The organism is Serratia fonticola (assembly GCF_001006005.1).
In the GTDB taxonomy this organism is placed as follows: domain Bacteria; phylum Pseudomonadota; class Gammaproteobacteria; order Enterobacterales; family Enterobacteriaceae; genus Chania; species Chania fonticola.
The window spans coordinates 5829461-5841735 of record NZ_CP011254.1 but is presented as its reverse complement, the minus strand read 5'-3'; the positions used below and the strand labels follow the sequence as shown (position 1 = coordinate 5841735).

Sequence of the window (12275 nt, the reverse complement as noted above, 5' to 3'; positions counted from 1 at the left end):
TAGTCAAAATCAGACAGCATTTCGCGAAATCAAGACAACTTCACCATGGCCGAAACCCGTAATTATCCCACCGCAGACGTCGCTGCTCCGCGCACGCTGTTTTTCCGCTGCGAAGAAACCAATGCGGACACCGAATATCTGCCGCACAGCCATGACTGGGGGCAGCTGATCTGCGTCAAAACCGGGGTGATCGCGCTGAATATTGCCGGGCAGCGTTTTTTGGCCCCACCGGAGTTTGCCGTCTGGCTGCCGCCGGGGATGGAGCATTCCAGCCATAACCGCAAACCGGTGCTGTTCCGCACCATCAATATCGCCAAATCCTTGTGCGCCGGGTTGCCGGAAGAGGCCTGTTTGATCAACGTATCGCCGGTGTTCAGCGCCATTGTAGAAGATTGCCTTGGGCGCAAAATGTTGGAGCCCACTAGCGAGGAGGATCTGCGTCTTTGCCGGGTGCTGATCGACCAACTGCGGATTTCCCCGGTTCAACAGACCTATCTGCCGACCTCACAAGATAAGTTTTTGGGGCCAGTGTTACAGGCGCTGGAGCGTTGTCCTGCGGATAACACCTCATTGGCGGTGTGGGCCAGCAAGGTGTATACCACCGAACGGACACTTTCGCGCCGTTGCCAGCAGGAACTGGGCATGTCGTTTAGCGAGTGGCGGCAGCGCCTGCGCTTTTTACATGCGCTCTCCCTGCTGGAGCAGGGGAAAACCGTGCAGGATGTGGCTTTAGATGTGGGCTACAGCTCGGCTTCCGCGTTTATTGTGATGTTCCAGCAGATCGCCGGCACCACGCCAGAACGTTTCCGCCGGGCATGATAATCCCGACACGACATCAACTGGCCCAGGTTACGTCGAACCGAACGTTCACATCACCACTCCAGGTGCCCGCCGGTAAGGTGCTGAAGTCGGTCACCGGGGTCGTGCCATCAGCCGTCGCACCGATGATATTGAAATCGAAGTGGTCTTGCGCACTGCGGCGACCAGGCTGCTTGTCAGCGTTGGCAAGTTTACTCAGGTTACCGCCTGACATACCGGCAGAAGTATCAATCAGGGTGGTTTGAGCGGTTTTTGTTATCGCAGCGCCGTGATGTTTAACTCCCACTTCCAGGGTAGACCCGGAGGTGCCCAACTGAGTCAGGGTATTGGAAACCAGTTTGGCGGTCAGTTTAATTGCGGTTCCTTCGCCTTCGAGAGCCACGTCGAACACGCCTTGCTGGCTGTTGAAGCGCTTGACGCCTTCAGCATATTGGAAATACAGGTTGCCAATGGGCGTAACGACCAATTGGCTGGCGGAGTCTTTCACCGCTATCGCAGGCCAGGTGGCTAATGCTTGTGTAGTCACGTTTTCAGCCTGAGCGCTACCAACGGCTGTGAGTGTTGCAACGATCGCCAGAACAAGTGTCGCTTTTTTCATGGATAACGCCCTTGATTTTCGATTTGTTTCTGCCCGTTAGCCGGTCGCTAACGTGAAGGTTCGCCTCCTTGCGTGATAATTATCGGAAAGAACTCAATAAAGCTTAGAAGAAAAACATCGTTATTTCACCGGACATAACAAGCTTGGGTTTCCAAGCCATTCGGTGGCACACTATTTTGTAGTTACTGCTTACCTATACCCGTCGGAGAGTGACGTGAAGATACTGGTTGATGAAAATATGCCCTATGCGGTGGATCTATTTAGCCGTTTGGGGGAAGTACAGGCCGTGCCTGGTCGCCCGATCCCAACCGATGCGCTGGCCGGAGCCGACGCCTTGATGGTGCGCTCGGTGACCAAAGTGAATCAGGAGCTGTTGGCTGGCACCAAGATCGGTTTTGTTGGCACCGCTACGGCGGGGACCGACCATGTGGACGAGGCGTGGTTGCAACAGGCGGGGATTGGTTTCTCGGCCGCGCCTGGTTGTAATGCCATTGCGGTGGTGGAGTATGTGCTTTCGTCATTAATGCTGTTGGCGGAGCGCGATGGCTTCTCTTTGCGTGATAAAACCGTTGGGATAGTGGGTGTCGGCAATGTTGGCTCCCGGCTGGATGCTCGCCTGAAAGCCATGGGCGTGCGTACGCTGTTGTGCGATCCACCACGCGCCGATCGTGGGGACAGCGGCGAATTCTGGCCGTTGGAAAAGCTGGTGGCAGAGGCCGACGTGCTGACGTTCCATACCCCGTTGAACAAGACTGGCCCGTATAAATCGTTGCATCTGGCCAACGCGGATCTGCTGGATGCTTTGCCCGACGATCGCATTCTGATCAACGCCTGCCGGGGTGCCGTGGTACATAACGCCGCGTTGCTTAACGTGTTGGAGCGGGGTAAGCGATTGAGTACGGTACTGGACGTGTGGGAGCCAGAGCCGGATCTCAGCGTGCCATTGCTGGATCGGGTGGATATCGGCACCGCCCATATCGCCGGTTACACGCTGGAAGGTAAGGCGCGCGGCACCACGCAGGTGTTTGAAGCCTTTGCCCAGCATCTGGGGCAGCCGCAAGCTATCGAGCTGGCCTCTCTGCTGCCGGTGCCAGAGTTCAGCGAAATCCGCCTCAATGGGCCGCTGGACGAAGGCAAGTTAAAACGATTGATGCACTTGGTGTATGATGTGCGCCGCGATGATGCGCCGCTGCGGCAAGTTGCCGGGCTGCCGGGTGAGTTCGATCGCTTGCGCAAGCATTATCAGGAACGCCGGGAATGGTCTTCACTGCGGGTGCAGTGCGATGACAGCGCCAGTGCGGAACTGCTGCACAAACTGGGCTTCGGCGTCCTGTAAAGGACAACGCGTAAGGTTGCCTTAAGCAATAAGCGGTAAAGTTTATCGGGCGGTGACTGCATCGCCCGTTTGCATTTGAATCAAATACTCTGGAGAAACCCAATGTCTGACGGCTGGAATATCGCTGTGCTCGGTGCCACTGGCGCAGTAGGTGAAGCGTTGCTGGAATTGCTACAGGAACGCCAGTTCCCGGTGGGTGAACTCTTTCCTTTAGCCAGCGAACGCAGTGCTGGTGCGACGGTGCGTTTCAACGGCAAATCTTTGCTGGTGGAAAACGTAGAAGAATTCGACTGGTCGCAGGCACAACTGGCGTTTTTTGTGGCCGGTAGCGAAGCTGCGGCCCGTTACGCTGATGATGCGGGCAACATGGGCTGCCTGGTGATCGACACCAGCGGCCATTTTGCACTTGAGCCGGACGTGCCGTTGGTGGTGCCAGGCGTTAACCCACAGGTGCTGGCGGATTACCGCAATCGCAATATCGTAGCGGTGGCCGACAGTATGGTGAGCCAGCTGTTGACGGCGATTAAGCCGCTGACCGAACAGGCCGGGCTTTCCCGCTTGCACGTCACCACGCTGATGTCGGTTTCGGCACGCGGCAAGGTTGCCGTGGACGATCTGGCTGGCCAGAGTGCGCGTCTGCTGAACGGCATCCCCGCAGAGCCGGGCGTGTTCGCCAAGCAGTTGGCGTTTAACCTGCTGCCATTGATGACCGATGAGCAGGGCAGCGTGCGCGAAGAGCGTCTGATCGTCGATCAGGTGCGTAAAGTGTTGCAAGATGAAGGGCTGCCGATTTCGGTAAGCTGCGTTCAGTCGCCGGTGTTCTACGGCCACGCGCAAGTGGTGCATCTGGAAGCGTTGCGCCCAATCGCGGCAGAAGAAGCTCGCCACGAGCTGGAGCAGGCTGAAGATATCCAACTGAGCGAAGAAGACGATTATCCGACTCAGGTTACCGAAGCTTCCGGCAGCGATATGCTGAGCATTGGCTGTCTGCGCAATGATTACGGTATCCCCGAGATGCTGCAGTTCTGGTCGGTGGCCGATAACGTGCGCTTTGGCGGCGCGTTGATGGCGATCGAAACCGCAGAACGGCTGTTGCAGGAGCAGATGTACTGATGTCCGAGGTGGAGTTGCCAACCCAGCCAATGCTGAAAATTGCGCTGGGGATTGAGTATGACGGCAGCCGTTATTACGGCTGGCAGCGTCAGCAAGAGGTTACCAGCGTCCAGGCCTGCCTGGAAAAAGCGTTAAGCAAGGTGGCGGATGCGCCGATCGGCGTATTCTGCGCCGGGCGAACCGATGCCGGGGTGCATGCCACTGGGCAGGTGGTGCATTTCGAAACCGCCGCACAGCGTAAAGACGCCGCCTGGACGATGGGGGTGAATAGCCACTTGCCGCCGGATATCGCGGTACGCTGGGTCAAAGAGGTCAGCAGCGATTTTCATGCTCGCTTCAGCGCCACCGCGCGGCGTTATCGCTACATTATTTATAATCACCGCTATCGCCCTGCGGTCTTGCAGCAGGGGGTGACGCACTTTTATCATCCGCTGGACGCCGATCGCATGCATCGTGCCGCGCAGGCTTTGCTGGGGGAAAACGACTTTACCTCATTCCGGGCGGTGCAATGCCAGTCACGCACGCCGTGGCGAAACGTAAAACACGTTAAGGTTTCGCGCTATGGCGAATATATCGTGGTAGATATAAAGGCCAACGCCTTTGTCCATCATATGGTGCGCAACATTGTTGGCAGCCTGATGGAGATTGGCTGTGGCAATCAGGATGAGAACTGGATGGGCGAGCTGTTGGCGCTCAAAGATCGCAGCCTGGCGGCCGCAACCGCACGGGCTGAAGGTCTGTATCTGGTCGCGGTTGATTATCCAGAGTCGTTTGCCTTACCCCGGCCACCGATGGGGCCGCTGTTTTTAGCCGACGATTAACTGGCAGGCTGGCAGATTAATACGTTATTTATGGGTGCCAACGCCGGGTGAGAGAGACACCCGGTCAATTGAGAGTGTTTATGGACATCATCAAGTTTCTGATTGATTTTATTTTGCATATTGATGTGCACCTGGCAGAACTGGTCGCGCAATACGGTATGTGGGTTTACGGTATTCTGTTCCTGATCCTGTTTTGTGAAACCGGGCTGGTGGTTACGCCGTTCCTGCCGGGGGATTCTCTGCTGTTTGTCGCCGGTGCGCTGGCCGCGTTGCCTTCCAACGATCTCAACGTGCATACCATGGTGGCGTTGATGGTGATTGCGGCGGTGATTGGTGATGCCGTCAACTACACTATTGGTCGGCTGTTCGGCGAAAAGCTGTTCAGCAACCCGAACTCGAAAATTTTCCGTCGTAGCTATCTGGACAAGACCCACCAGTTCTACGAGAAACACGGCGGAAAAACCATTATTCTGGCGCGATTTGTGCCGATCGTGCGCACCTTTGCGCCGTTCGTGGCCGGTATGGGGCATATGTCCTATCGCCACTTTGCTGCCTATAACGTGATTGGTGCGCTACTTTGGGTGCTGCTGTTCACTTATGCTGGCTACCTGTTTGGCGACTTGCCGATCGTGCAGGAAAACTTGAAGTTGTTGATTGTTGGCATCATCCTGGTTTCAATTCTGCCGGGCATTATTGAAATCTGGCGCCATAAACGCGCGGCTGCCCGCCAACAAAAACAGTAAAAACACCGCTTAACCCGTCGGTTCGACCAGTTTTTTGTCCACACAATCGGGCCGATATGGTTTAATGAGCGACATTTATGGTCTGTTCCCGCGAACGACCCTGAAGCCAATGCCCTGGTAGCGTACCTGTTGCGCTTAGCTCGGCATTTTTGCATTGGGTGTGTTTCGGGAGGATTGTTAAGGCATGAACAGCGGACGGGTGTCTGCCAGGTTCAAACAGAAAGGTCATCGATGAGCTGGATTGAACGAATTCTCAACAAAAGCAATGTTACGCAAACCCGTAAGGTGAGCATTCCTGAAGGGGTCTGGACCAAATGCGATAGCTGTGGTCAGGTCCTTTACCGTGCCGAATTGGAGCGTAACCTTGAGGTCTGCCCCAAGTGCGACCACCACATGCGCATGTCAGCCCGTATGCGTCTGCATACCTTGCTGGATGAAGGCAGTGAAGTGGAACTGGGCAGCGAACTGGAGCCGAAAGACGTTCTGAAGTTCAAGGATTCCAAAAAGTACAAAGATCGTCTGGTTGCCGCACAGAAAGCAACCGGCGAGAAAGACGCGCTGGTGGTGATGAAGGGCACGCTGTATGGCATGCCGATCGTTGCAGCCTCCTTCGAATTCGCCTTTATCGGTGGTTCGATGTCTTCTGTAGTCGGTGCGCGCTTTGTGCGTGCGGTTGAACAGGCGTTGGAAGATAACTGCCCGCTGGTGTGCTTCTCTGCCAGTGGCGGTGCGCGTATGCAGGAAGCGCTGATGTCGCTGATGCAGATGGCGAAAACCAGCGCCGCGTTGGCCAAGCTGCAAGAGCGTGGCCTGCCGTATATTTCGGTACTGACCGATCCGACCATGGGTGGCGTGTCCGCCAGCCTGGCGATGCTGGGCGATATCAACATTGCCGAGCCAAAAGCGCTGATCGGCTTTGCCGGGCCACGGGTTATCGAACAAACCGTACGTGAAAAACTGCCGCCGGGCTTCCAGCGCAGCGAGTTCCTGATTGAAAAGGGCGCTATCGACATGATCGTGCGCCGTCCGGTGATGCGTCAGACCCTGGCCAGCATTCTGTCCAAGCTGACCAACCAGCCGCAGCCGCATTTCGATGAGGCCGCGCCGGTCATCGCTCAGGAAAATCAGGCCGACGCCTGAGGAGCAGACAAAGACCCGGTATAGGTGCAAGCCTGCGCCGGGTTCCGCCGCCATTTTGTGGCTAAGTTGCGGCGGGAAACGAAGAGCATCGCTTTTGACGTCGTCAGGGCGATGCGTCTTACGGATTTATGAACCCAAAGTCAGTGATGGGACTCATGCAAAACCACCAAATTCCCCAAGCCACGTCGCCATTGAGCTCGTGGCTTTACTATCTGGAACGTCTGCATAGCCAGGCGATCGAACTCGGCCTGGAGCGTGTGCAACACGTTGCGGCGCACCTTGACCTTCTCACTCCTGCTCCTACGGTATTTACCGTTGCCGGTACTAACGGCAAAGGCACCACCTGCCGCACGTTAGAGGCCATTTTGCTGGCTGCCGGGCTGCGGGTAGGGGTTTACAGTTCACCGCATCTGGTGCGTTACACCGAACGGGTGCGCATACAGGGTGAAGAGCTGAGTGAGACTGAACACAGCCGCTCCTTTGCCGCGATTGAAGCTGGCCGGGGGGAAACCTCGCTGACCTATTTCGAATTTGGCACCCTTTCGGCGTTACAGCTGTTTAAGCAGGCCAGGCTCGACGTAGTGATCCTGGAAGTGGGCCTGGGGGGGCGTCTGGACGCGACCAATATCGTTGAGCCAAGCGTCGCCGTGGTGACCAGCATTGCCTTGGATCACACCGATTGGCTAGGCCACGATCGTGAAAGCATCGGCCGCGAGAAGGCGGGGATATTCCGTGGCGGCAAGCCTGCCGTAGTGGGTGAGCCGGATATGCCACATAGCATCCAGCAGGTAGCGGAAGATCTCAACGCTCAACTGTACCGCCGTGATGAAGCCTGGTCGTTCAGCGAACAGGGCGAACGCTGGCAATGGGAAGGGGGAGGTACACGCCTGACAGATCTCCCTATGCCTAACGTCCCCTTGGCGAACGCGGCGACGGCATTGGCTGCGCTGCACTATTCGGCGCTGGAAATTGACGAGAAGGCGATTTTTGCCGGTCTACAGCAGGCCGCTTTGCCAGGGCGTTTTCAGATCGTGCAGCAGAACCCGCAGTTGATCCTGGACGTTGCCCACAACCCTCATGCTGCGGCCTATCTGGCTGGGCGATTGGCGAAACTCCCCTGCAATGGCGGTGTGGTTCGCGCGGTGGTGGGGATGCTGTCGGACAAAGACATTGCCGGTACGTTGGCCTGCCTGAGCGAACAGGTGGACGAGTGGTACTGCGCGCCGCTGGAAGGCCCGCGCGGGGCCAGCGTTGAGCTGCTGGCACAGTATTTAACGGAACCACGCAAGTTTGCCGATGTCGAAACTGCCTGGCGTCAGGCTATGCAGGACGCGGATATTCAGGATATTGTGATCGTCTGTGGGTCTTTCCACACTGTTGCCCACGTGATGGCGGCGTTAGACGAGAGGCGGGGAGTGTGAGTGGCAAGTAAATTTCAGAATCGACTGGTTGGAACCGTGATTTTGGTTGCCCTGGGGGTGATTGTCCTGCCGGGGCTGCTTGACGGCAAAAAGAAGCATTATGAGGATGAGTTTGCGGCGATCCCGTTGGTGCCCAAACCGGGGGATGCTCATGAAATCGACGTGATCCCACCGGCCAATCAGGCGCTACCTTCGGTTCCACCGGAGGGGGCTGGTGCTTTGGTTGAGCAGCAGCAGGCCGCCGCCGAGGCTTCCGCCCAGCAGGCGGCTAATCAAACGACTCAACCGCAGCAGCCTGCGGTTGTTGCTCCGCCACCTATCGAAACCAAACCGGTTCAGCCAACCAAACCCAAGCCTGTGGAATCTAAACCGGTAGAAGTGAAGCCGGTGGAAGTGAAACCTAAGCCAGTGCCAACACCGCCAAAGGTAGAGCCAAAGCCGGAAGTGAAACCAGAGCCGAAGGCTGAAACCAAACCTGCGGTTGAAGAAAAGGCACCGGCTGGTCAAGCCTATGTGGTGCAGTTGGGGGCGTTGAAGAATGCTGCCAAGGTCAATGAGATCGTCGCTTCGCTGCGCCTGTCTGGGCACCGGGCTTATACCGTGCCATCCACGCCGGTGCAGGGTGAGATCACCCGCATCTACGTTGGCCCAGATGCCTCGAAGCAGAAGCTGCAGGCTTCGCTGGCGGAGCTGAATGGGATCAGTGGGTTGAGCGGGCAGGTGAAGGCGTATAGCGCGCGTTGATATACCCGTCGTCTTTCAAGCTGCAGCGTTGTTACCTGCACTATCTCACCCCAGTCACTTACTAAAGTAAGCTTCTGGGGATGAGATAGCTGGGCGCCTAGCTACAACTCGAAATCCATAGGGTATAAGCCAGTAGTTTTTCCTATGCCCTTGTAAAATATCAAGAGGGAACTGGAGTAGTGTCACAACCGCTAGCCGTGACTTGGACGATCCCCTCCCTGTTGGAGAAGGTACGGGAAAGTCGGAATTGTGTCACAACCGCTAGCCGTGACTTGGAAGATCCCCTCCCTGTTGGAGAAGGTACGGGAAAGTCGGAATTGTGTCACAACCGTTAACCGCGACTCGGACGATCCCCTCTCCCTGTGGGAGAGGGTTAGGGTGAGGGGCCACAGTGCTCAAGGAGGAGGATTGCTAAATCACCACTAAAATTGTGCCTTTCAGGGGCCGGATATCCTAAGTAGGCGCGGCGATTAGCAATTTTAATACCCGTCGTCTTTCAAGCTGCAGCGTTGTTACCTGCGCTATCTCACCCTAGTCACTTACTAAACGTAAGCTCCTGAGGATGAGATAGCTTGTCGCCTAGCTGCAGCTTGAAATCCATAGGGTAACATCGCCGTTTTTTATTTGTTACGTGGTGGGAAATCCGCTACGCAAACGTTTTCTTTTTCTGTTAGAATTCGCCGCGATTGGATGCAGGGGCGATTCATCATTGGAATAGTTCATGGTCTGGATTGATTACGTCATTATAGCGTTGATTGGATTTTCGGCTCTGGTGAGCCTGATCCGAGGTTTTGTTCGCGAAGCATTGTCACTTGTGACATGGGGATGTGCGTTCTTTGTTGCCAGCCATTTCTACCCATACCTTGCAGCCTACTTCACCCGTTTTGAAGATGAGCTGGTACGTAACGGCATTGCGATTGCCATTTTGTTTATCGCAACGCTGATTGTGGGCGCTATCGTTAACTATGTGATTGGGTCATTGGTAGAGAAAACCGGGTTATCGGGCACCGATCGGGTGCTGGGCGTGTGTTTCGGCGCACTGCGCGGCGTGTTGATCGTAGCGGCGATACTGTTCTTCCTGGATACCTTTACCACCCTGTCGCAAAGTGCGGACTGGAAACAGTCACAGCTGATCCCCCAGTTCAGTTACATCATCAGATGGTTCTTTGACTATCTGCAAAGCACGTCGAGTTTCTTACCAACCCAATTACCGGGGCGGTAGCGGCTTAGAGGAAAAGACAACATGTGCGGTATTGTCGGTATCGCCGGTTTTATGCCGGTAAACCAGTCGATTTATGATGCATTGATGGTGCTCCAGCATCGTGGACAGGATGCCGCTGGCATCGTCACTATTGATGCCCATAATGGGTTCCGCCTGCGCAAGGCAAATGGTCTGGTGAAAGATGTATTTGAAGCCCGCCATATGCTGCGCCTGCAGGGCAACATGGGCATTGGCCATGTGCGTTACCCAACGGCTGGCAGCTCCAGCGCTTCAGAAGCTCAACCTTTCTATGTCAACTCGCCGTTCGGCATTACGCTGGCACACAACGGCAACCTGACCAACGCCCACGAACTGCGCCAACAGCTGTTTGAGCGTGGCCGCCGTCATGTCAACACCACTTCCGATTCCGAGATCCTGCTGAACGTGCTGGCTACCGAGCTAGACCGATTCCCGCATTATCCACTGGAGTCCGACAACATTTTTACCGCCGTTGCCGCGATGCATCAGCAACTGCGTGGCGCTTATGCCTGCGTAGCCATGATTATCGGCCACGGTCTGGTGGCGTTCCGCGATCCTAACGGCATTCGCCCGCTGGTGATTGGCAAACGTGAGCTGGAAGATGGCCGCTGTGAGTACATGGTGGCTTCTGAGAGTGTGGCGTTGGATACCTTGGGCTTCGACTTCCTGCGCGATGTGGCACCGGGCGAAGCGGTGTACATCACCGAAAAAGGCCAGCTGTTCACTCGCCAGTGTGCGGAGAACCCAAAAACCAATCCATGCCTGTTCGAGTATGTCTATTTTGCCCGTCCTGACTCCTTTATGGACAAGATCTCCGTCTACAGCGCCCGCGTGCGTATGGGGCAGAAATTGGGTGAGAAGATTGCGCGCGAATGGGAAGATCTGGATATCGACGTGGTGATCCCGATCCCGGAAACCTCTTGCGATATCGCGCTGGAGATTGCCCGTATTCTGGATAAGCCGTATCGCCAGGGCTTCGTCAAGAATCGCTATGTTGGCCGCACCTTCATCATGCCGGGTCAGCAGGCTCGCCGTAAGTCGGTACGCCGCAAGCTGAACGCCAATCGTGCCGAATTCCGCGATAAGAACGTGCTGCTGGTTGATGACTCCATCGTCCGCGGTACCACTTCTGAGCAGATCGTAGAGATGGCGCGTGACGCCGGGGCCAAACGGGTTTATCTGGCTTCTGCCGCCCCGGAGATCCGCTTCCCTAACGTGTACGGTATCGATATGCCGAGCGCAACGGAGCTGATTGCCCATGGGCGTGAAGTGGACGAAATCCGCCAGATTATTGGTGCCGATGGCCTGATTTTCCAGGATCTGGACGACCTGATCGCCGCAGTACGCGAAGAGAACCCGGATATCGCCCAGTTCGAATGCTCGGTGTTTAACGGCATTTACGTGACCAAAGACGTTGACCAGAGCTATCTGGAATATCTGGAAACGCTGCGTAATGATGATGCCAAAGCGTTGCGCGGCCAGACGGAAGCAGAAAATCTGGAAATGCATAACGAGGGCTAACGCGCCCGCGTAGCTCACCAAAACGGTGCACCGTAGCGTTGGTTACGGTGCATTGTCTTATTCCCACCTCGAATCTACGAAGGTTGCTGCCAAACCTACCCCTCTTCGGCTATCCTTACGGCATATTTCCCGACAAAGGCCAGCTTGATGAAAAGACTCATTATCGGTATTTCCGGCGCCAGCGGCGCTATCTACGGCGTGCGCTTATTGCAGGTGCTGCGTGGTGTAGAAGAGGTGGAAACCCACTTGGTAATGAGCAACGCGGCACGCCAGACGCTGGCGTTGGAAACCTCTCTGAGCCTGCGTGACGTGCAGGTCTTGGCCGATGTAGTGCATGATGCGCGTGATATTGCCGCCAGTATTTCCTCCGGATCGTTCAAAACCATGGGGATGGTGATTTTGCCATGCTCAATCAAAACGTTATCTGGCATCGTCAACAGTTACAGCGATGGGCTGCTGACTCGTGCCGCCGATGTGGTGCTCAAAGAGCGTCGGCCACTGGTGCTCTGCGTGCGTGAAACGCCGTTGCACCTGGGCCATCTGCGGCTGATGACCCAGGCAGCGGAGATGGGGGCGGTGATTATGCCGCCGGTACCGGCCTTCTATCATCGTCCGCAAACCGTTGATGATATTATCGATCAGACCGTTAATCGGGTTATCGACCAGTTTGATATCGAACTGCCGCAAGATCTCTTCACGCGTTGGCAAGGCGTTAATTAACTAATTCACCCTCAAATTTATACATTTGTGCAACATCGCACTGATTTAGTGCGATTGAT

The 12275-nt window shown here is 55.8% G+C and carries 12 protein-coding genes; 11 read left to right on the top strand and 1 reads right to left on the bottom strand.

Going from position 1 to position 12275, the window contains the following annotated elements:
• The first annotated feature begins 45 nt into the window (after positions 1 to 45).
• A complete protein-coding gene (locus tag WN53_RS25930; RefSeq protein WP_024485605.1) occupies positions 46 to 819 on the top strand; it encodes an AraC family transcriptional regulator in 774 nt (257 codons plus the stop codon).
• A gap of 16 nt (positions 820 to 835) precedes the next feature.
• Here WN53_RS25930 and ecpA read toward each other — a convergent pair whose 3' ends face one another.
• Entirely contained in the window at positions 836 to 1417 is a 582-nt protein-coding gene (gene ecpA, locus WN53_RS25925; RefSeq protein WP_024485604.1) for a common pilus major fimbrillin subunit EcpA, read from the bottom strand.
• Between the two features lie 214 nt (positions 1418 to 1631).
• On the opposite strand from ecpA, the gene pdxB reads away from it, so the two are divergent.
• The 10 genes from pdxB to WN53_RS25875 all read left to right on the top strand — a co-directional run bounded on the left by pdxB (position 1632) and on the right by WN53_RS25875 (position 12216).
• A complete protein-coding gene (pdxB, locus tag WN53_RS25920) occupies positions 1632 to 2753 on the top strand; it encodes a 4-phosphoerythronate dehydrogenase PdxB (protein WP_024485603.1) in 1122 nt (373 codons plus the stop codon).
• A gap of 102 nt (positions 2754 to 2855) precedes the next feature.
• Positions 2856 to 3866 (top strand): aspartate-semialdehyde dehydrogenase, encoded by a 1011-nt coding sequence (locus WN53_RS25915; protein WP_024485602.1) that lies wholly within the window; start codon positions 2856 to 2858, stop codon positions 3864 to 3866.
• Positions 3866 to 4687, top strand: coding sequence for a tRNA pseudouridine(38-40) synthase TruA (gene truA, locus WN53_RS25910; protein WP_021178578.1), 822 nt, complete (start codon positions 3866 to 3868; stop codon positions 4685 to 4687). Before WN53_RS25915 ends, truA begins: the two co-directional genes overlap by 1 nt.
• An 80-nt stretch (positions 4688 to 4767) precedes the next feature.
• A complete protein-coding gene (locus tag WN53_RS25905) occupies positions 4768 to 5430 on the top strand; it encodes a DedA family protein (protein WP_024485601.1) in 663 nt (220 codons plus the stop codon).
• A gap of 231 nt (positions 5431 to 5661) precedes the next feature.
• Positions 5662 to 6570, top strand: coding sequence for an acetyl-CoA carboxylase, carboxyltransferase subunit beta (gene accD, locus WN53_RS25900; protein ID WP_021178576.1), 909 nt, complete (start codon positions 5662 to 5664; stop codon positions 6568 to 6570).
• Between the two features lie 155 nt (positions 6571 to 6725).
• Positions 6726 to 7991, top strand: coding sequence for a bifunctional tetrahydrofolate synthase/dihydrofolate synthase (gene folC, locus WN53_RS25895; protein WP_024485600.1), 1266 nt, complete (start codon positions 6726 to 6728; stop codon positions 7989 to 7991).
• Positions 7992 to 8735: a cell division protein DedD gene (gene dedD, locus WN53_RS25890; protein ID WP_024485599.1), complete on the top strand. Its 744-nt coding sequence runs from the start codon at positions 7992 to 7994 to the stop codon at positions 8733 to 8735.
• 721 nt (positions 8736 to 9456) lie between these two features.
• The gene (gene cvpA / locus WN53_RS25885; protein ID WP_024485212.1) at positions 9457 to 9957 is read left to right on the top strand and encodes a colicin V production protein; all 501 of its coding nucleotides are present in this window, start codon (positions 9457 to 9459) and stop codon (positions 9955 to 9957) included.
• Positions 9958 to 9978: 21 nt separating this feature from the next.
• Positions 9979 to 11496 (top strand): amidophosphoribosyltransferase, encoded by a 1518-nt coding sequence (purF, locus tag WN53_RS25880; RefSeq protein WP_021178572.1) that lies wholly within the window; start codon positions 9979 to 9981, stop codon positions 11494 to 11496.
• 147 nt (positions 11497 to 11643) lie between these two features.
• Positions 11644 to 12216, top strand: a complete 573-nt coding sequence (locus tag WN53_RS25875) for a UbiX family flavin prenyltransferase (RefSeq protein ID WP_024485211.1) — start codon at positions 11644 to 11646, stop codon at positions 12214 to 12216.
• The last annotated feature ends 59 nt before the right edge of the window (positions 12217 to 12275 follow it).

Coding starts and splice junctions, on each gene's coding strand:
- folC (WP_024485600.1), top strand. CDS start 6,726: ATGCAAAACCACCAAATTCCCCAAGCCACGTCGCCATTGAGCTCGTGG.
- WN53_RS25915 (WP_024485602.1), top strand. CDS start 2,856: ATGTCTGACGGCTGGAATATCGCTGTGCTCGGTGCCACTGGCGCAGTA.
- accD (WP_021178576.1), top strand. CDS start 5,662: ATGAGCTGGATTGAACGAATTCTCAACAAAAGCAATGTTACGCAAACC.
- ecpA (WP_024485604.1), bottom strand. CDS start 1,417: ATGAAAAAAGCGACACTTGTTCTGGCGATCGTTGCAACACTCACAGCC.
- WN53_RS25875 (WP_024485211.1), top strand. CDS start 11,644: ATGAAAAGACTCATTATCGGTATTTCCGGCGCCAGCGGCGCTATCTAC.
- cvpA (WP_024485212.1), top strand. CDS start 9,457: ATGGTCTGGATTGATTACGTCATTATAGCGTTGATTGGATTTTCGGCT.
- WN53_RS25930 (WP_024485605.1), top strand. CDS start 46: ATGGCCGAAACCCGTAATTATCCCACCGCAGACGTCGCTGCTCCGCGC.
- WN53_RS25905 (WP_024485601.1), top strand. CDS start 4,768: ATGGACATCATCAAGTTTCTGATTGATTTTATTTTGCATATTGATGTG.
- truA (WP_021178578.1), top strand. CDS start 3,866: ATGTCCGAGGTGGAGTTGCCAACCCAGCCAATGCTGAAAATTGCGCTG.
- purF (WP_021178572.1), top strand. CDS start 9,979: ATGTGCGGTATTGTCGGTATCGCCGGTTTTATGCCGGTAAACCAGTCG.